Raw genomic sequence first — 20,314 nt, 5'->3', positions numbered from 1 at the left:
ATATGAATACGTTACTTAGCCTATCATGGCATCTCATGGTGCCAGAATTCATTATTCTCGGAGTTGCCATCCTTCTTTCCATATGTGATTTGTTTTTTAAGCTGAACCATAGATACGTAGCGCTTAGCGCAATCGCAGCTATCGTATTAGCAATCGTCTCATTAGTTACGCTATACGGTGAACCAGCAGGAGATATTTTAAACGGATCGTTTGTGTTAGATGGGTTTTCAAAAGGGTTTAAAACGTTGTTATTAGGTGGAGCTGCTCTCATCTTATGCACTGCAATGAGCGATGATAAGAAGAATCCAATTGAAGATAAGGGAGAATATTATTACTTATTTTTAATGGCACTTCTTGGGGCTATGTTTATGGCTTCTAGTGTCGACTTTATTACACTTTTCATCGGCTTAGAATTGCTTTCACTTTCTTCGTATATTTTAGTAGGAATACGTAAAAAGAACCGTGCATCAAATGAGGCGGCAATGAAATATGTCATTAATGGAGGAATTGGAACGGCCATTACCCTCTTTGGAATGAGTTATTTGTACGGTATTACAGGATCAACTAATATCGTGGATATGCAAAAAGTATTCGCAGGGGAGCTTGCTGGTGGTATTCAGTTATTGCTAGCTCTCGCATTTCTACTACTGCTTGTTGGGCTTTCGTTTAAAATTGCGACAGTGCCGTTTCATATGTGGGCACCGGATGTGTATGAGGGAGCCGCTACACCTGTGACCGCTTTTCTAGGAACAATTTCTAAAATTGCAGGGTTCCTACTCATTACTCGCCTGTTCCTCATGGTTTTTGCAACTGTATCGGTGCAAGGAGACATGCAATCTTTATACGGACGTATGAGCATATACATTGCTGTGCTAGCGAGTATTACGATGATTATCGGAAACGTAGTCGCATTAAAGCAATATAACGTAAAACGCCTATTTGCCTACTCGGGAATTGCGCATGCGGGGTATTTACTCGTTCCGCTTGTCGCATTATCACCATTTACGATGGATAGCATGTGGTTTTACATGCTTGCGTATATGCTGATGAATATAGGCGCGTTTGCAATTATCCACGGCTTAATCTTACAAAGCGACAAAGAAAACATTACCATTTTCACCGGATTATATAAAAGGTCGCCATTTACAGCGATAGTAATGACGATTTTTATTTTATCGTTGGCCGGGATACCAGGAACAGCTGGTTTTATCGGGAAAATTAACATCTTTTTAGGGGCACTTCATGTAGAGCCAGCTCATTACGTATTAGCCTCTATTATGATGGGGACGACAGTCATTTCATTCGTATATTATTTCCGTATTTTACAGCAAATGTTTTTCCGGGCGGGAGAAGTAGAAGAGAAGATTCGTTTGCCACTAAATATAAAGGTTGTTATGAGCCTTTGTGCAATCTCGATTGTAATACTAGGGATTATGCCGATGGTCGGATACAATTTCTTTTATGAATATTTTCCATTAATGAAGGATTTCTTCTTCCTAGGGAACGTGGTACAATAGTGAAAATAAAAGGTGTGGAGTCGTTACTCTGCGCTTTTTATTTTGTGTGAATTACAATTGAAAATGCATATAGGTATACGTTTTTTAAGAGAAAATTATGATGTGAAATGTAAGATGCTTATTTGTATTTGAAAAAGTGTGGCTCCTACTTATTATGGTATCGTTTTTATAGTAATTCTTAAGTAGTAGCTGGGTAAAAAGGGGTCGATTTTTTGGCACATCTTTTAGGGCAACAAGCACTGATTGCCATTGTTTCGCATTTATTGTTTATTACCATTACGTGGTGGGCCTTACAAGGGATTCACATTGAGCGTTTAATGAAGCCTGGAAAGGTGATGCAGACGCGAGTATTACTCATCCTAATTACAATTGCAATTGGGACATCTGTAAGTGACTTTTTCCTTGATTATTTAGGCTATTCAAAGAGTTTAACGTATTTAGTAAAGTAAGTGTATAGAACCTCATATCTCCGTTAACAATGGGGATAGGAGGGGATGAAATTGAAGCTTAAAGCCATTCTTATTGTTGTGATAAGTGTTGTTTTATTTTTGGTTGGATATAGAGAGATGAAACCAATCAGCGGTGAACAGAAAATGGAGAGCATGATCGCATCTTTAGAGAAAAATGATGCTAAAGTAGAGAAATGGTCATGGTTAGCGCGAGAAACAAAAACAATTTCTAATATACATACGTTTCAAAAATTGTTAAACGATGTGAAGGACAAGGCGAATATTCAAAAGTGGGAATTAGAGCAATCTCCAGATGGATATAAAGCTACATCCTATAAAAAGTTTTCTTCTTATGAAGAACGAGTAGTAGTAACTTGGAGTAAGGAAAATAATAAAGAAAACACTTTCATTATTTTTGAAGTAAGTGGGGCGAAATGGGACCCGAAGTACATTCAGAAAACAAATAAAATTTTTAGTGAAAAACCTATAATTTACACTTGTGTTCAAGGTGTACTGAATGATAAGATTGAAGGTGTTTTGCAAAATAAAACCAATCAGGTTTTGAAAGATCTTTCAGCAAGAGCGATCGAACAGATAGAAGAAAGAGCATTTGTGTCAGTCTCCGCATACAATAAAAAGTGGGATGACGCTCTTTCAACAAATAGAGAGAAAATAAATGTGCAAATAGCAATACGTTCTACAGACAACAAAGATACAATTGTGGTTGGCACACCGATCATAACTTCTGAGTATTGAGTGAATAGATACTGAAAAAAGGACACGGAGGGGAATAATTTGGAAAAGATCATCGTCCGTGGCGGAAAGCGGTTAAACGGCACAGTGCGTGTTGAGGGCGCAAAAAATGCTGTATTACCTATAATCGCTGCAGCCCTATTAGCGAGTGATGGAAAGAATGTACTATCTGAAGTACCAGTTTTGTCTGATGTATACACAATTAATGAGGTATTACGTCATTTAAATGCTGAAGTCGTATTTGAAAATAACCAAGTAACAATCGATGCTTCTAAAGAACTAAACATTGAAGCACCATTTGAATATGTACGTAAAATGCGTGCATCTGTTCAAGTAATGGGACCATTATTAGCACGTAACGGTCGTGCTCGTATTGCACTTCCTGGTGGATGTGCAATTGGTTCACGTCCAATTGACCAACATTTAAAAGGCTTCGAAGCAATGGGAGCAAAAGTACAGGTTGGTAATGGTTTTGTTGAGGCATACGTTGAGGGAGAACTAAAAGGAGCTAAAATTTATTTAGACTTCCCAAGCGTGGGCGCGACAGAAAACATTATGTCTGCAGCTACATTAGCAAAAGGGACAACAATCCTTGAAAACGCAGCGAAAGAACCAGAAATCGTTGACTTAGCTAACTTCTTAAATGCGATGGGAGCGAAAGTACGCGGAGCTGGAACTGGAACGATTCGTATCGAAGGCGTTGATAAATTATATGGTGCAAACCACTCTATTATTCCTGACCGTATTGAAGCGGGAACATTCATGGTTGCAGCGGCAATTACTGGTGGAGACATCTTAATTGAAAATGCTGTGCCTGAACATTTACGCTCAATTACAGCGAAAATGGAAGAAATGGGTGTTAAAATTATTGAGGAAAACGAAGGTGTACGTGTTATCGGCCCAGATAAGTTAAAAGCGGTTGATATTAAAACTATGCCTCATCCAGGTTTCCCAACAGACATGCAATCACAAATGATGGCATTATTACTACAAGCTGATGGAACAAGTATGATTACAGAAACGGTATTCGAAAACCGCTTTATGCACGTTGAAGAATTCCGTCGTATGAATGCTGATATTAAAATCGAAGGTCGTTCTGTTATTATGAACGGTCCAAACAGCTTACAAGGTGCTGAAGTAGGCGCAACTGACTTACGTGCTGCTGCTGCATTAATCTTAGCTGGTTTAGTATCAGAAGGTTACACTCGTGTAACTGAATTAAAGCATCTTGACCGTGGTTATGTAGATTTCCATAAGAAATTAGCTGCATTAGGTGCAACTATTGAACGTGTAAACGAAAAAGTAGAAGAAGTGAAAGAACAAGAAGTTTCTGATCTTCACGCTTAATTGAAATAGTCTCTACGTCTTTTGACGTAGGGGCTATTTTTTTTGGGTTATTACTGTTATAGTCAAGAAATTCTATACTTATGCACGTACCATTAAAAATATTTAGAAAATTTTCGGTTTATCCAGTCCCCTTAAGTATGTTCTAAAAGAAAGAGTTGTTCCATAAGAATGAATGGAGTAAAGCTTTTTCATATTGGGGGAAATAAGATGAAATTTTCAAAGCCACTTTTTATTACAGTAGCGCTTCTAATAGCGCTCGTTATCATTGTACCTGCTGCTCTTGTTATTCCATTTGCGAAAGCAAAAGTAGGGGAAGAAGCAGCGTCTAAAACTCCTCCAGCGATAGAAAGTATACCAGCTCCAGGGAAAGTGGATACAGCGGTTCAAGTTGCTGTATATCGTGAGAAACAAAAAAAGGTAGAGTCATTACCTATGGAGGAGTATGTAACCGGTGTAGTAGCTTCTGAGATGAATGCCAGTTTTGAAATAGAGGCGCTAAAGGCGCAGGCATTAGCAGCGAGAACATTTGTGGTACAGCGTATGCTAAGCGGAGGTAAGAAAAACAATGCGGACGTGACAGATACGGTGAAAGATCAAGTGTACAAAAGTAAAGAAGAATTGAAGAAACAATGGGGCAATAACTACGAAAATAATTTGAAGAAAATCGAGGAAGCTGTTTCGAAAACCGCAGGACAAGTTTTAACGTATGAGGGAAGACCAATCTCAGCATCCTTCTTCTCAACGAGTAATGGACGGACAGAAAATGCGGCTGATTATTGGGGAAATGATTATCCGTACTTAAAGAGCGTAGATAGTCCGTGGGATCAAGCTTCTCCGAAATTTACGAGCGAGCAAACCTTTACAGTAGCTGACTTTCAAAAACGTCTCGGTGTGAAAGTGCTAACAGACGGAAAAGTTGGTGATATTAAAGGGCGTACAGAAGGAAAACGTGTAAAAGATGTAGCATTTCAAGGGAAAACATTAACTGGAAGAGATGTACGCGACAAATTAGAGTTACGCTCTTCTGACTTCACGTGGAAACAAGAGGGGGATAAAATCGTCGTTACAACGAAAGGCTTCGGCCACGGCGTCGGTATGAGCCAATACGGAGCAAATGGTATGGCAGCGGAAGGTAAGAAATATACAGATATCGTCGCTCATTACTACAAAGGCGTTGAAATAAAGACGATGAACGATTATGAAGGAAAGTTAATGGTGAAGAAGTAAGGTGCAAAATAAACCGTCCCAAGAGGTATGTTGGGACGGTTTTTCTTTTGTTAGTGGATAGGTTATCCTTGTTGAATTGTTGATATATTAAAAAAATCGTCAATGCTCAGCGATGATAGAACTCTGTTTAAGGGGTCCGTGGATCGCTGGAAGCTATTATAAGGATGAGTGTACAGAAGAATCAATGAGAGATGGTTGGCTTCATACAGGAGATATTGTCAGGGGTGACTCGGAAGGGTTTATTAAGATTGCGGATTGAAAAGCGGAGACGAATAGATTTCTTCCGTAGATTTAGAAAATGCCTTAATGTCACACGATAAAGTGTTAGAAGCATCTGTTGTGGCGGTATCGCATGAAAAATGACAAAAACGTCCCGTCGCTTGCGTCTTTTTATAATACTTCATAAAATATCAAAATTTTCCATTAATTGTTTGGTATAATAAGATAAAAACATTTGGGGGAGACAGAATGGCGTTACTCGAGTTGAGACAATTAGGGAAGACGAACCAGTTACCGGCAGTTGAGCTAGAGGTTGAGCAAGGACAATGTGTTGTTTTGCAATGTAATAACCATACAGCGAAAGTGTTGCATCGCATCATTATTGGTGAGGAAGAAGCTTCAACGGGCAACGTGCTATTTGAGGGAGAATCGATTGGAAAGAAAAATTATTCTCGCATCGGCTTTTGTTTTTTGAAAGATGAAGCATACGACCGTTTGAAGGTAAAGGAATACTTTAAGTTCTTAATAGGGCTTTATGAATCAAACATGAGCACGGAAGAAGTCGTACAACATGTCGGTCTCTTAGATAAATTAAACGTTAAAATAGAAAAATTATCATTTTCAGAGAAACGTCGCCTTCATATTGGGCGAGTTATGATTCATAATCCGGATTTAATTATTTTGGAAGAGCCAGAGCAAAATGTAGATACAGAGAGTACGATTATTATCAGGAAAGCAATTATGAAAATGAAAGAGCAAGGAAAAGCGATTTTTATTACGTCATCGTTTCTATCGGATGCCCTTTCGTTAACAGAAGATGTATACATATTAAACAATGATGGTGTGAAAAAAGTAGAAATTGAACAAGAAGAAGTTGAAGAGGTGGATGAAGAAAAGGTTGTTCAAATGATTCCGCAAATGAAACTTGAAAGAATTCCAGCTAAAGTAAACGATAAAATCATTTTACTTGATCCGATGGAAATTCATTTCATTGAAACACAAAATGGAGTGACACATATTCATGTGCGTGAAGGTGATTTCGTATGTGCATTAACATTAAGTGAACTAGAAGCGAGATTAACAGGGTTTGGGTTCTTTAGATGTCATCGCTCGTACCTTGTAAATTTACAAAGAGTACGAGAAGTGATTACGTGGACTCGTAATAGTTTTAGTTTAATTTTGGATGACGAAAGAAAAAGTTCAATCCCGCTTTCAAAAGGACGAATGGATGAATTAAAAGGTGTGATTGGGCTATAAAAATTGCTCCAATAAGCTCAAAATACGATTCATTCACCGGTAAAAATACTCCTTTTACCGGTATTTTACTGCGCCTACTCTTTGTTTTTCATATGATTGAGTCAAGAAAAGCGAAACAAACAAACGAAAAGCGCTAAAGCGACTTTCATCTATAAAAGAAAAAACAAAGGGGATGACGAGATGACATTGGCAATTGAAATGAAAGATGTAATGAAAAGTTTCAACGAAAAAACAGCAATTCGAAATGTAAATATTGAAGTGAAGCAAGGAGAAATTTTTGGATTCCTCGGACCGAGTGGATCCGGAAAAACAACAACAGTAAAGATTTTAACTTCTCAATTACTTCATAGTGTTGGAACAGTGAGGGTACTAGGAAAAGATATTACAGGACCAAGCAGCATCGATTACAAACGAATTGGTATTTTAACAGACAACAGCGGTTTATATGAGAGACTTAGCATTTATGATAACTTACTATTATTTTGTGACTTATACGATTGCGAAAAAGAGCGAATCGATGAAGTGTTAGCGCAAGTGAACTTATTAGATGATAAAAAAACTTTAGTAAAGAAACTATCAAAAGGAATGAAGCAGCGCGTTACACTAGCAAGAGCAATTCTTCATAAACCAGATATCCTCTTCTTAGACGAACCAACATCAGCACTCGACCCAGTAAACGTACAAAACATTCATAAAATCTTAAGAGACTTAAATAAAGAAGGAACGACGATTTTCTTAACGACGCACAACATGGACGAAGCAGAAACGCTTTGTAACCGCATTGCCTTTCTATGTGGCGGAGAAATTGTAGCGCTTGATACACCAGAAAACCTTCGCTTGCAATACGCGAAAGACCAAATACAAGTCGTGTTAAAGGATAAGAAGAAAGAAACGGTACAAAAAGATGAATTAGGTGCAAAACGCATTTCAGAGTGGATGAAAAAAGGAGAACTATTATCTATTCATTCTTATGAGCCAACGTTAGGCGATATCTTTATTGAAGTTACTGGGAGGGGATTATAATGACATTTTCAATGAGACGTGTATCAGCTATTTTTAGAAAAGAAGTACAAGATTTTAAGACGAATTCACAAGTGTTATTAATGGCATCTTTACCAATTATATTTGCATTTATATTTAGCAGATTTGGAGAAGGGCGCATGGGGGTTGGCATTATTACTTTAATGTCCTTTCTATTTGTTGCAGGGTTTGTTCAATCGATGGTCATTGCAGAAGAGAAAGAAAAACATACGTTACGTGTGTTAATGCTATCACCAGCTTCTTCTGTTGAAGTTCTTCTTGGAAAAAGCATATTAACAGCATGTTTAACGTTAGGTATTTCTATTGTAAACTTATTCATTTTAGATCAATTAAGTGGTAATCTCTTATTGCTAGCATTTATTTTCTTATGTGGAACAATTCTATTTATTTTAATTGGAACAATGATTGGATTACTAGCTGAGTCTGTCCCGCAAACATCACTAATTGGAATGCCGATATTAATGACGATGTATTTAGCTGTACAATTTGAGCCAATGGTTGAAAATAAAGTAATTAAGACAATGATTAGTTATCTTCCAACATCTCATCTTGAAAAAGCAATTAAAAGCTTAGTGGATGGTGCTGGGTTTAGTAGTATTAGTGGGCATATGCTAAATGTTGGAGTTTGGCTTATTATTTCACTTATTGCATGTTTAATCGTATATAAAAAGAAACAATTAGACTGAAAACTGAGCTGAAACGCTCAGTTTTTTCTTTTTTCAATCATTTCCTCGGAAATTTTACAATTCCTATACATATTTTTACAGATTTTGTCGAAAAGTAATTAGTTATACGTTGTATAGGATACGTGAATATTGTTCAAAATGATTGCTGAGGTGATGATGGAATGCGAGGAAGAAATAATAAAAAGTCGCAAAAGGTAGTACATTTATTTCAAAAAAGATGGGTGTTTCCGGCACTGTACATTGCTTGTGCTGCGGTAATCTTAATGGTTGCGTTATGGTTCCAAGGAGCTAATCCGAAGAAGACTCCGAACCAAGATCAAGCAACACCGTATACACAATCGGAAGATCCAGCAGTACCAGTAACGAAATCTTCAGAAGTAGTGAAAATGCCAGCTGCCGCGAGTGTGGAAGTAGTCGTACAGAAGAAGTTCTATGAAGATGCAGCAACTGAGGCGGAACAAGAAAAAGCACTTGTCTTTTATAACAACACATATTCCCCAAACAAAGGAATTGACATTGCTGCGAAGAATGGAAAAGAATTCAATGTAGCTGCTGCTTTAAGCGGTACAGTAACGAAGGCTGAAAAAGATCCACTTCTTGGTTATGTTGTAACAGTTGATAGCGGAAATGGTGTAGCAGCTTCTTATCAAAGCTTAGGCAGTGTAAAAGTAGAAAAAGGTGCACGAGTTGTACAAGGTGAAGTATTAGGAAAATCTGGTCTAAGTGCAATGAATAAAGAAGCAGGTTCTCACGTTCACTTTGAAGTACGTAAAGACAATGTGGCTGTGAACCCTGAACGCTACTTCAATAAGTCAGTAGCAGAAATTAAAGCTGATGCAGGTGCTGCAAAAGCAACGAATGCTTCTGGTAAAAAAGCTGATGACAAATCTCAAAAAGAAGAAAAGTCAACGAGCACGAAACCAGAAAATAAAACAGAAGACAAGTCTCAAAAAGAAGAGAAATCAACAAGCGGTTCGACTAGTGACAAAAAAGAAGAGCCGAAGAAAGAAGAAAAATCAACAAATGGTTCTACAGAATCATCTAACAGTTCTTCTTCACAAGAATAAGAAAGTGAAAAAATCAGTTCTCACTAGGAGGGCTGATTTTTTTATTTTCATATAAAAATACTCAATTTCGAGAAAAAAGTTGCAATAACAAGGAAAAATGACGAGATTCTCGAATATATATTACAAAAGGGAGGGGATACTGTGTCATTTTTGTTTGTTCTGTCGACTGCTATTATTTTATTGTTTGTTTTATTCACTTTATATTATTACATTGCTGGTAAAAAAGAGGTTCCCCACCATCAATTGTTAGAAGAAGAATTGGAAAGAGAAGAATGACGCCTATATAAGGCGTCATTTTTTTCGTCAAAATAGTCACTGTTAACGTATTTCTCACAAAAAAACGTAATTTTTCTTAACTTAGTCCGCAAAAATAGTGAACATGTAGCATATATCAGTAGTGCGGGCAATACAATGGTATAAACCAAAGCAAAGAGAGTGTTTGAGGTGAGAAATCGTGAATCATTTCATTATAAATCCAAGAATGTTTAACGCTTACAAACAGCACTCACACTTACTTCTTAGTCATATGCAGCGAGGCTCATTTCACCCTTCTCACATCCAATTTAGGGAGGCGAGTGGTGTGCACGATTACATCAAAGAGAGAACTATCAAGATTGGTAAGTATATCGTGGAGACAAGAAAGACAGTGCGTGTCATTGCAAAGGAATTTGGGGTATCAAAGAGTACAGTCCATAAAGATTTAACGGAACGTCTACCAGAAATTAATCCAGAGCTCGCAAATGAAGTGAAAGAAATTCTTGATTATCATAAGTCTATTCGTCATTTAAGAGGCGGAGAAGCAACAAAGCAAAAGTATAGAAAAGAAGATGTAGAAAAGCCGGTACGTCAATAAATATGCGATCGCAAACATTCCGTTTCAATTTGATAATATTTTTCAGAAGAATTCTTTTTGCGAATATTACGTTTCTGTTAAATTTATGATAAAATCAGAAATTAGGTGTAAAAGAATTCGGGTGTAACCTGATTTTGAATATCGAGGAGGAAAAAACGGGAATGTTTGCGCGAGATATCGGAATTGACCTAGGTACGGCTAACGTATTGATCCATGTTAAAGGTAAGGGTATTGTATTAAATGAGCCATCTGTTGTTGCTATTGATCGTAACACAGGTAAAGTATTAGCAGTAGGTGAAGAAGCAAGAAGTATGGTGGGACGTACGCCTGGTAATATTGTAGCAATTCGTCCACTTAAAGATGGTGTAATCGCAGATTTCGAAATTACAGAAGCAATGTTAAAGTATTTCATTAACAAATTGGACGTAAAGAGCTTCTTTTCAAAACCTCGCATTTTAATTTGTTGTCCAACAAATATCACATCAGTAGAACAAAAAGCAATTCGTGAGGCTGCTGAACGTTCAGGTGGTAAAACAGTATTTTTAGAAGAAGAACCAAAAGTAGCCGCAGTTGGTGCTGGTATGGAAATCTTCCAACCAAGCGGTAACATGGTTGTTGATATTGGTGGAGGTACAACAGATATCGCTGTACTATCTATGGGTGATATTGTTACCTCTTCCTCTATCAAAATGGCTGGCGATAAGTTTGATATGGAGATCTTAAACTACATTAAACGTAAGTATAAGCTATTAATCGGAGAACGTACTTCAGAAGATATTAAAATTAAAGTTGGTACAGTATTCCCAGGTGCACGTAGTGAAGAACTTGAAATTCGCGGACGTGACATGGTAACAGGTTTACCACGCACAATTACAGTATGCTCTGAAGAAATTACAGAAGCATTAAAAGAAAATGCCGCTGTTATTGTACAAGCTGCAAAAGGCGTACTAGAGCGCACACCACCAGAATTATCTGCGGACATCATCGACCGCGGTGTTATTCTAACAGGCGGTGGAGCTTTACTACACGGTATCGACATGCTTCTAGCAGAAGAACTAAAAGTACCAGTATTAATTGCTGAAAACCCAATGCACTGCGTTGCAGTTGGTACAGGTATTATGTTAGAGAATATCGATAAATTACCACGTCGTGCTTTACGATAAAGTGAAACCTTAATAAGTGGGGATTCCCCGCTTATTATTAGCTCACAAATAGCAGAGCAGATGAGAAGAACTACGGTGTGAACCGTAGTTCTTTTTGTTTTTTTATTCTTTTATTTTTTTATTTCATTTTGATTTATTGAGAAAATAGAAGGAAAATAAAGAAAAATGAAGAAAACAGGTAAAATATTCATATATATGGTTAAATTTAATATTTCCTTATTTGAAAACGTTTATAATATAATGAGTCGAATACGACATTAAGGCAAATCATGTTCAAATACATATTGCCTTTCCCTAATCTGGGCATACACTCTTTTCTACCTCCGTGTCAGTTGCAAGTATAGGCAGCTATTTTAAGAGAATAGAGTGTATGCATTTTTTTATAAATAGGAAGTAAAGTTTCACTTTATAATGACAAACAATAAACAAAATGGGATAATAAACAATATGTCCAAGTGGTAAGACCAATATTACAAAAGGGGCGATTGTTACATGCTAAATATAGAACAAATTAAAGAAATCATTCCTCACCGCTATCCATTTTTACTTGTTGATAAAATATTAGAAGTAGATGAAGGGAAACGAGCGGTTGGAATTAAAAATGTATCTGCAAACGAAGAATTCTTTAACGGGCACTTCCCTGACTATGCAGTTATGCCCGGTGTACTTATTGTAGAAGCATTAGCGCAAGTTGGAGCAGTTGCTGTATTAAAGAAAGAAGAAAACCGCGGAAGACTTGCTTTCTTCGCAGGTATCGACAATTGTCGTTTCAAAAAACAAGTACGTCCAGGAGATCAACTTCGTCTAGAAGTAGAAATGACACGTGTACGTGGTCCAATCGGAAAAGGAAAAGCAATTGCAACAGTAGATGGTGAAGTTGCATGTGAAGCTGAAATTACATTTGCGATTGGTGATAAAAAAGAATAGGTGTGAATTAAAAAAATTCTTCTGCGTAGGCGGAAGAATTTTTTTAATTCATGTATTTTTTGTTCGAAACATAAAATACAGATTAATCAGAATTTTAATTGTAAATGAATGGAAGTTCGTATATAATGACGCTATAAATATCTTGAAATTAAGATAAATGATAGCGCGATAAAAATAGAGAAGTCGTTGTCACATTATATAAGGTGTAAGGTAGGACAAAGGTTATTCTGATTCGTTATGATAAATTGTAGAGGAAAGTAATGGAGAAATTTAACGGTAGAAGTAAATGAAAAATTGGCGTAGCATATCGAGCATAAAAGAGAAAAAGGGGAAAATGACGTATTCTGAAAAAGGAGACTATAACATGTTCGGGAGAAAGAAAAGAAAGCCATTAAGACAATTAATTACAAATAAAGAGCCTAAATCACGTATTGCGGAACAATACCGTAATATCCGTACAAATATTGAATTTACATCTGTAGATAACCATATTCGTTCTATCATTGTCACTTCAGCAGACCCAGGTGATGGGAAAACAACGACTATTTCTAATCTAGCAGTTGTTTTTGGACAACAAAGGAAAAAAGTATTGTTAATTGGAGCTGACTTACGTAAGCCAACATTGCAAAATTTATTCGCTGCACACAATCCAAATGGATTAACGAATCTATTATCAGGACAAGCATCATTTGTGCAATGTATTCAAAAAACAGACATAGAAAACGTATATGTTATGTCAGCGGGTCCAATCCCACCAAACCCAGCAGAATTACTAGGTTATCGTAAAATGGACGAATTACTTCTAGAGGCATATAACATGTTTGATATCGTTCTGATTGATACACCACCTGTATTGGCCGTTACAGATGCACAAATACTCGCTAATAAATGTGATGGAGTTGTATTAGTAGCACGTAGTGAAAAAACAGAAAAAGATAAACTAATAAAAGCGAAACAAATATTAGATAAAGCATCCGGAAAGCTACTTGGAGTTATATTAAACGATAAAAGAGAAGAACAGGAACAATATGGATATTATTAGAAAATAATGTATGAAATAGTAATTCAAAAAAGCTAGTAATTTTTTTACTAGCTTTTTTGAATTGTTTTTAAATTTAGTATCGTATTATACGAAAAATATGATATAATGGAATTTTTGGCAAATTGATGGAATGTGTTGTCATATTTAAGATTATTTTGTAAGATTATATATGTTTTTAAATAACAATCGTACATAGATATTACTAAAATAAAAAAATGTAAGATTATATGTTATAATTTTTGTTATGTGCAAATTTTAGAAAGTTGGAGGAACTTATGGAAGAAACAATTAGTTTGAAAGAGTTATTTCATATTTTAAAAAAACGTTTAGCAATGATCCTCGTAATCGCCTTTGGTGCAGCTATTGTAAGTGCTATCATTAGCTTCTTCTTTATGACACCAATCTATCAATCTTCGACGCAGATTCTTGTTAACCAGAAGAAACAAGAAGGTGCAGCAATTCAGTTTAATGAAGTGCAAACAAATATTCAATTGACCAATACATATAAGGTTATTATTAAGAGTCCTGTTATTTTAGATCAAGTGAAAGAAAAGTTAGGTTTAAATATAACGACGCAAGAATTAAATAAACAAATTGAAGTGACGAATGAAAAAGATTCACAGGTTGTATCAGTAACTACACAAGATAAAGATCCGAAGTTAGCTCGTGATATTGCAAATACAACAGCAGAAGTCTTTAAAAGTGAAGTTGCAAAGATTATGAGTGTAGATAATGTAACAGTATTATCAAAAGCAGAAATTGTGGAGAAACAATCACCAATTAAACCGAATCCAATGTTAAATGTAATAATTGCTTTTGCTTTTGGTTTAATGGCTTCAGTTGGTCTTGCATTCCTAATAGAGTACTTAGACAACACAGTAAAAAAAGAAGAAGATGTAGAGAACTTACTTGGATTACCAGTGTTAGGTATTGTAGCTCGTATGGATGAAGAAACAACAAGTGTGAAATCACATGCTCCATCATCAAGAAAAGTGAGGGGACAAACAATTGGCTCTTAATTTATTTAAAAAGAAAAAAAATCATCGCCAACGTCGTCAATTAATTGCTCATCAACAACCGAAATCACCAATTTCAGAACAGTATCGTAATATTCGAACAAATATCGAATTTGCAGCTGTTGATACAAATTTACATTCATTAATGGTTACGTCTGCAAATCCGAGTGAAGGGAAAACGACAACGACAGCGAATATGGCAGTTGTATTTGCCCAACAAGGCAAGAAAGTATTATTAATTGATGCGGATATGCGTAAACCAGCGATGCATCAAATGTTTCAAGTCGATAATATTTTCGGGCTAACGAACGTATTAACACATAGTGAACGTTTAGAAAAATGTGTACAAACGACATCAGTTGATAATTTACACTTTTTAGCTTGTGGTCCAATCCCGCCGAATCCAGCGGAATTGTTAGGCTCAAAATCAATGCAAGAACTTCTTGCGCAAGCATACAGTATGTATGATTTGGTTATTTTTGATCTACCACCAATTTTAGCTGTTACAGATGCGCAAATTATGGCAAATGTATGTGATGCTTCTATTCTAGTTGTTCGTAGTGAATCGACAGAGAAAGAATCAGCAGTAAAAGCAAAAGGTTTATTAGAATCAGCAAAAGGTAAACTGTTAGGCGTTGTTCTGAATGATCGTGAACGTGAGCAGGGCTTATATTATTACTACGGTGCAAATTAATTGAAAGAGTGAGATATGGGAAGAACATATCTCCTTTTTTCCCTTGAATATGAGATTTCTCATATTCAAGGGAAAAAAGATTTATATGAGAGAGGGAGGATGAAACAAATGATAGATTTACATTGTCACATTTTACCTGGTATCGATGACGGTGCACAGACAGTAACAGATAGTTTAGTGATGGCGCAAAAGGCAATAGAGGAAGGTGTTCATACAATTGTCGCAACACCACACCATCAAAATGGAAAATATATAAATGAACGTACCTCAATTATTCATCAAGTAAAACAACTAAATGATGAACTGCAACAACATAATATTCCACTTACCATTTTACCAGGACAAGAAGTCAGGTTATATGGTGATTTATTAGAAGACTATGAAGCTGGTAAAATCGTTACTTTAAATGAAACAAACAAGTACATATTCATTGAATTTCCATCTAATCATGTACCTCGTTATGCAGAACAACTATTTTATGAACTACGTGTAAAAGGAATGATTCCAAATATCGTTCATCCGGAACGTAATGCCGAGTTAATCGAGAGGCCAGATAAGTTATATAACCTTGTTAATAAGGGTGCACTTACACAAGTAACAGCAGGCAGCTTACTAGGAAAATTCGGTAAGAAAATTAAAAAGTTTTCACTACAACTTGTAGAGCATAATTTAACCCATATGATCGCATCAGATGCACATAACACGACATCAAGAGGATTTCATCTAGCAGAAAGCTATGACCTAATTGAGAAAGAATTCGGCGCAAGTGTTATGAATGATTTAAGAGAGAATCCGTATTTAATAATTAGTGGGAAAGCAATTTATAAAGAAGATCCAGAACAAATTCGTCGTAAAAAATTGTTCGGTATTTTTTAAATAAAGAACCTGGTGATGTCTCCTAACCGTTATCAACGGAGGCACTCGGTCGTGCTGTGGGTAGAAATTTTTATTTCGAACCTACCTTAGACGCTTGTCGTCGGGAGTATGACGTGAGGATGGGTTAGATGCCCATAATTTATTTGTAATAGAAACTCTACCTATGGAGTTATAAACATGACTTCATAGGTAGGGTTTTTGTTATTGTTACATATAGATAAAAAGATGTGGAGGGCTATAATTGAAAAAAGTAAAAAAGGCAATTATTCCAGCTGCTGGTCTGGGAACGAGATTTTTACCAGCAACGAAAGCGATGCCGAAAGAAATGTTACCAATCGTCGATAAACCGACAATTCAATACATAGTAGAAGAAGCAATAGAATCTGGAATCGAAGACATTATTATTGTCACTGGAAAAGGAAAACGTGCGATTGAAGATCATTTTGATCATTCTTTTGAGTTAGAACAAAACTTACTAGAAAAAGGAAAATTGGAAGTGCTTGAAAAAGTACAAGCATCATCAAAAATTAATATTCATTACATAAGACAAAAAGAACCAAAAGGTTTAGGACATGCGGTATGGTGTGCACGTAAATTTATTGGCAATGAGCCGTTTGCAGTATTACTTGGTGATGATATTGTACAAGCAGAAACGCCGTGTTTACGTCAATTAATGGATCAATATGAAGAAACACAATCTTCAGTTATTGGTGTACAAACAGTGCCCGAAAATGAAACACATCGTTACGGCATTATCGATCCGATTGAACAAAATGAACGTCGTTATCAAGTGCGTCAATTTGTTGAAAAACCAAAACAAGGTACAGCACCATCTAATTTAGCGATAATGGGTCGTTACGTATTAACGCCAGAAATTTTTATGTTTCTTGAAGATCAACAAACAGGTGCAGGTGGAGAGATTCAGTTAACGGATGCAATTCAACGGTTAAATGAAATTCAACGAGTGTTTGCTTATGATTTTGAAGGTATTCGTTATGATGTTGGAGAGAAGTTTGGGTTTATTAAGACAACGATTGAAATGGCACTTCAGAATGAAGATTTGAAAGATGAATTAATGAAATATATGAGTGGGCTTGTTGAAAAAGAAAATATACATATATAAAAGTGGGGTGGAAGAGTTTTGACCTTGGTAAAATTATCTGATGGGGATGTCACAGAGGTAAATGAGAAAAAAATAGATTGGGAAGCGGTGAATGCTCGTAAAGGGTATTTGTTTGCTAAGCGTTGCATGGATTTTATAGGGGCATTATGTGGTTTGATTATATTATCACCACTTTTTTTAATTATAGCGTTAATCATTAAATATGAGGATCCAAATGGAACAGTACTTTTTAAGCAAATTCGTGTAGGTAAAGATGGAAAAGAGTTCCATATGTATAAATTTCGCTCTATGGTTGCAGATGCGGAAGAAAGGCTTAAAGATTTACTGCAATATAATGAAGTGAACGGTGCTATGTTTAAAATGAAAGAGGATCCGAGAATAACAAAAATTGGAAAGTTTATTAGGAAAACAAGTCTAGACGAACTACCTCAGCTAATTAATGTTTTAAAAGGTGAAATGAGTCTTGTAGGTCCAAGGCCGCCTTTACCAAGAGAGGTAAAGGAATATACAGCATATGATAAGCAAAGATTGCTAGTAATTCCAGGCTGTACGGGACTATGGCAAGTAAGTGGTAGAAATAACCTTGGATTTAAAGAAATGGTACAATTAGATTTACAATATATAAAAAAAAGATCGATCCTATTTGATATTATTATTATTTTCAAGACAGTGAAAGAAGTATTTTGTAGTAAGGAAGCATATTAAAATTCTTAGTTCTCTTTATTTTAGAAAAGAGCGTGAATATATAAATTTAAAGATAGAAAATCTTTATGCATATATAAATAATGAAAGCTAGTGAAAAAAGTAGTCTAGAAGTCAGAGCATAATTTAGGAGTGTAAAATGATAGATGTAATTATACCTGTTTATAATGGGTACGAAGAAACAAGAGAGTGCGTTGAATCGTTATTAAAATCTAAAAATTTAGTAGAGCATCATTTTATTTTTATAAATGATAAGTCACCAAATGAGCATATTTTTGAATTGTTAAATAGTATTGATGATAGACGTGTTACGATTTTAAGTAATGAGAATAATTTAGGTTTTGTTAAGACTGTCAATAGAGGAATGAAATTATCTGAGAATGATGTGATTTTATTAAATTCTGATACTGTTGTTACAGAAAATTGGATTGATAAAATGTATAATGCTGCATATTCAAATCAAAAAGTTGGTACAGTGACAGCGTTAACTAATAATGGTACGATTGCTTCGGTTCCGTATTTTAACCAAGATAATAAATTACCTGAAGGGTATACAATTGAAGAATTTGCTAATTTAGTGGAGAGAGTCTCAAAAAGGGTTTATCCAACTCTACCTACAGCTGTAGGACATGCAATGTATATTAAAAGAAGTATAATTAATGAGGTTGGTTTCTTTGATGATGATTCTTTTGGAATGGGGTATGGAGAAGAAGAAGATTTTTCATGTCGAGTAATCAAGCGTGGTTATAAAAATGTTTTAGCGGATGATACATTTATTTTTCATTATGGTAGTACATCTTTTAAGGGTGAAAAAGCAAATCTAATTGCTCAAAATAAGAAAAAACTTTATAAAAAGCACTGGATTCACCCTTTTAATGTGAAGAGGTTTTTATTCTTTGATAAAAAAGTGAAGAATATATGTAGTAAAATTCAGGACGAAATGAATAATTAATTTTGAAAGGTTTGGAGAATGAAAAAAGCAGATCAGTACATCATTTTCATGCTTCTTATAGGAGTATTCTTTTTAAGGTATATTAAGGTCTTCTACGAACAATGGTATATATTAGATATATTTCTGTTGATCTATGTTTTTGTTAATCTTGTACAAATTAGTAAGAAAAGTTTAGGGATGTACCTTTGGTATTTTATATCAGTGTGTATGTTTATTTTCTGTGTGTCTTTAAATGTGATGGAATATGGGGCGGGTAAAGTCTTTTCTGATAATATTATAATGGCCCTTATGCCAATCACATTAATAATATATTTTTCATATTTAAATCAGAGATATTCTTTTGATATTCTTTTACAAACATCCAGAAAAGTGATGCGATTTTTGAATGTTTATTTTTGGATAAACACTCCTATTATAGTGATACAATTTTTAACTGAAAACTTTATGATGGGGCGTTTCCTATCATGGGGAATGTACAATTTTGATCATATGACAGGATTTATGGGACCATTTGGAACAGGGATTTTAAATGTTTTTTGGGTAAGCTTGTTAATAGGTAACTTATTATTTTACTTGATAACTCGGAATAAAAAATGGTTTTTTATGTTTGTACTAGAGGTTCCGATTATGTTACTTTTATCATATTTTAATGAAAATAAGGCGTTTATTCCAACTGCAATTTTATTTATAGCAGTAATTTTAGGATATGTATTTTTATGTAATAAAATCACTGTCAAGGCTGTTGTTAAATTACTTTTTCTAGGTGGCATAGGCGTTATAATTGGGTTTATAATGTATGAGTATATAGACATAGTAAAGGAACAGGTAGATAGTTTAATTGAAGTAGCTTTAGATTTTGATACAAATGCTGCTCTGAATACCCATAATGAACGTGCCTATTTGAATTATCTAGCATTTAAATACTATCATGCGGATGGCTTAGGATTGGGGATAAATAATATTGATTTTAAAACCCAAATGATTCATAAAAATTTAGGCATAAATAGTTTTTCGTTAATGTTAATTCAAGGTGGTATTTGGTATTATTTAGTTAATTTAAATGTGTATGCCTTAGTTGCAGTTGGGGCTTTAAAGCGGAAATTTGATATTCAAGCAGTTAGCTTATATATAACTTTCATCGTTATATTTGCTTTTCTATCTTTCATAACGCAACCATTTAGAGATCATTACACAATGTTTATGGTAGCAATTTTAATTTTATTTGTAGCACTTTTTGTGAAAAACAATAGTACAACGGAAACAGAAAATACTAAGATTGATTGAAAAACTATAATTTTTGACTGAAAAGAATCTGTCTATAAATAAAAAGCCCCTTTAATTTTAGGGACTTTTTATTTATGTGGACCATTTATCAAGTTGAAAATATTAAAAATTTTTAAAGG

The 20,314-nt window shown here is 35.2% G+C and carries 21 protein-coding genes and 1 pseudogene; all 22 read left to right on the top strand.

Annotated features, from left to right (window positions below):
- Positions 1-2: 2 nt before the first annotated feature.
- The 22 genes and pseudogenes from nuoN (at position 3) to ACUXEY_RS08920 (ending at position 20,195) form a co-directional block, all read left to right on the top strand.
- The gene (nuoN, locus tag ACUXEY_RS09025) at positions 3-1,517 is read left to right on the top strand and encodes an NADH-quinone oxidoreductase subunit NuoN (RefSeq protein ID WP_461300532.1); all 1,515 of its coding nucleotides are present in this window, start codon (positions 3-5) and stop codon (positions 1,515-1,517) included.
- A 212-nt stretch (positions 1,518-1,729) separates the two neighbouring features.
- On the top strand, positions 1,730-1,966 hold the full coding sequence (locus ACUXEY_RS09020; RefSeq protein ID WP_166702804.1) for a DUF1146 family protein: 237 nt from the start codon (positions 1,730-1,732) through the stop codon (positions 1,964-1,966).
- Between the two features lie 51 nt (positions 1,967-2,017).
- Complete coding sequence (locus tag ACUXEY_RS09015; protein ID WP_461300522.1) at positions 2,018-2,722, top strand: YwmB family TATA-box binding protein; 705 nt, start codon at positions 2,018-2,020, stop codon at positions 2,720-2,722.
- A 39-nt stretch (positions 2,723-2,761) separates the two neighbouring features.
- Complete coding sequence (murA, locus tag ACUXEY_RS09010; RefSeq protein ID WP_000411264.1) at positions 2,762-4,066, top strand: UDP-N-acetylglucosamine 1-carboxyvinyltransferase; 1,305 nt, start codon at positions 2,762-2,764, stop codon at positions 4,064-4,066.
- Between the two features lie 207 nt (positions 4,067-4,273).
- On the top strand, positions 4,274-5,293 hold the full coding sequence (spoIID, locus tag ACUXEY_RS09005; RefSeq protein WP_461300521.1) for a stage II sporulation protein D: 1,020 nt from the start codon (positions 4,274-4,276) through the stop codon (positions 5,291-5,293).
- A 112-nt stretch (positions 5,294-5,405) separates the two neighbouring features.
- Positions 5,406-5,653 (top strand): annotated as a pseudogene (locus tag ACUXEY_RS09000) (fatty-acid--CoA ligase); the annotation flags it as partial.
- 108 nt (positions 5,654-5,761) lie between these two features.
- Complete coding sequence (locus ACUXEY_RS08995) at positions 5,762-6,769, top strand: LytTR family transcriptional regulator DNA-binding domain-containing protein (protein ID WP_461300520.1); 1,008 nt, start codon at positions 5,762-5,764, stop codon at positions 6,767-6,769.
- Positions 6,770-6,949: 180 nt separating this feature from the next.
- Entirely contained in the window at positions 6,950-7,792 is an 843-nt protein-coding gene (locus tag ACUXEY_RS08990; protein ID WP_461300519.1) for an ABC transporter ATP-binding protein, read from the top strand.
- Entirely contained in the window at positions 7,792-8,496 is a 705-nt protein-coding gene (locus tag ACUXEY_RS08985; RefSeq protein WP_461300518.1) for an ABC transporter permease, read from the top strand. The genes ACUXEY_RS08990 and ACUXEY_RS08985 overlap by 1 nt, the downstream gene beginning before the upstream one ends.
- A gap of 161 nt (positions 8,497-8,657) precedes the next feature.
- A complete protein-coding gene (locus tag ACUXEY_RS08980; protein ID WP_461300517.1) occupies positions 8,658-9,563 on the top strand; it encodes a peptidoglycan DD-metalloendopeptidase family protein in 906 nt (301 codons plus the stop codon).
- A 141-nt stretch (positions 9,564-9,704) separates the two neighbouring features.
- Complete coding sequence (locus tag ACUXEY_RS08975) at positions 9,705-9,839, top strand: hypothetical protein (RefSeq protein ID WP_000008903.1); 135 nt, start codon at positions 9,705-9,707, stop codon at positions 9,837-9,839.
- A gap of 304 nt (positions 9,840-10,143) precedes the next feature.
- Positions 10,144-10,416, top strand: coding sequence for a sporulation transcriptional regulator SpoIIID (gene spoIIID, locus ACUXEY_RS08970; RefSeq protein ID WP_000544012.1), 273 nt, complete (start codon positions 10,144-10,146; stop codon positions 10,414-10,416).
- A gap of 161 nt (positions 10,417-10,577) precedes the next feature.
- On the top strand, positions 10,578-11,579 hold the full coding sequence (gene mreB, locus ACUXEY_RS08965; protein ID WP_000457986.1) for a rod shape-determining protein: 1,002 nt from the start codon (positions 10,578-10,580) through the stop codon (positions 11,577-11,579).
- 492 nt (positions 11,580-12,071) lie between these two features.
- Positions 12,072-12,506, top strand: a complete 435-nt coding sequence (gene fabZ, locus ACUXEY_RS08960) for a 3-hydroxyacyl-ACP dehydratase FabZ (protein WP_000931959.1) — start codon at positions 12,072-12,074, stop codon at positions 12,504-12,506.
- Between the two features lie 364 nt (positions 12,507-12,870).
- Complete coding sequence (locus ACUXEY_RS08955) at positions 12,871-13,548, top strand: CpsD/CapB family tyrosine-protein kinase (protein ID WP_461300516.1); 678 nt, start codon at positions 12,871-12,873, stop codon at positions 13,546-13,548.
- A 275-nt stretch (positions 13,549-13,823) separates the two neighbouring features.
- Positions 13,824-14,567, top strand: a complete 744-nt coding sequence (locus ACUXEY_RS08950) for a YveK family protein (protein ID WP_461300515.1) — start codon at positions 13,824-13,826, stop codon at positions 14,565-14,567.
- On the top strand, positions 14,557-15,258 hold the full coding sequence (locus ACUXEY_RS08945) for a CpsD/CapB family tyrosine-protein kinase (RefSeq protein WP_128805219.1): 702 nt from the start codon (positions 14,557-14,559) through the stop codon (positions 15,256-15,258). The genes ACUXEY_RS08950 and ACUXEY_RS08945 overlap by 11 nt, the downstream gene beginning before the upstream one ends.
- A gap of 108 nt (positions 15,259-15,366) precedes the next feature.
- The gene (locus tag ACUXEY_RS08940) at positions 15,367-16,134 is read left to right on the top strand and encodes a tyrosine-protein phosphatase (protein WP_461300514.1); all 768 of its coding nucleotides are present in this window, start codon (positions 15,367-15,369) and stop codon (positions 16,132-16,134) included.
- Positions 16,135-16,375: 241 nt separating this feature from the next.
- On the top strand, positions 16,376-17,257 hold the full coding sequence (gene galU, locus ACUXEY_RS08935) for a UTP--glucose-1-phosphate uridylyltransferase GalU (RefSeq protein WP_461300513.1): 882 nt from the start codon (positions 16,376-16,378) through the stop codon (positions 17,255-17,257).
- Positions 17,258-17,275: 18 nt separating this feature from the next.
- Positions 17,276-17,962 (top strand): sugar transferase, encoded by a 687-nt coding sequence (locus tag ACUXEY_RS08930; protein WP_461300512.1) that lies wholly within the window; start codon positions 17,276-17,278, stop codon positions 17,960-17,962.
- Between the two features lie 136 nt (positions 17,963-18,098).
- Positions 18,099-18,911: a glycosyltransferase family 2 protein gene (locus tag ACUXEY_RS08925; protein ID WP_461300511.1), complete on the top strand. Its 813-nt coding sequence runs from the start codon at positions 18,099-18,101 to the stop codon at positions 18,909-18,911.
- Positions 18,912-18,929: 18 nt separating this feature from the next.
- A complete protein-coding gene (locus ACUXEY_RS08920) occupies positions 18,930-20,195 on the top strand; it encodes a hypothetical protein (RefSeq protein ID WP_461300510.1) in 1,266 nt (421 codons plus the stop codon).
- The last annotated feature ends 119 nt before the right edge of the window (positions 20,196-20,314 follow it).

The sequence above is a fragment of the Bacillus sp. F9_6S_D1_P_5 genome, assembly GCF_054823925.1.
The sequence above is the reverse complement of the archived record's forward strand: the minus strand, read 5'-3'. Positions and strand labels throughout refer to the sequence as shown.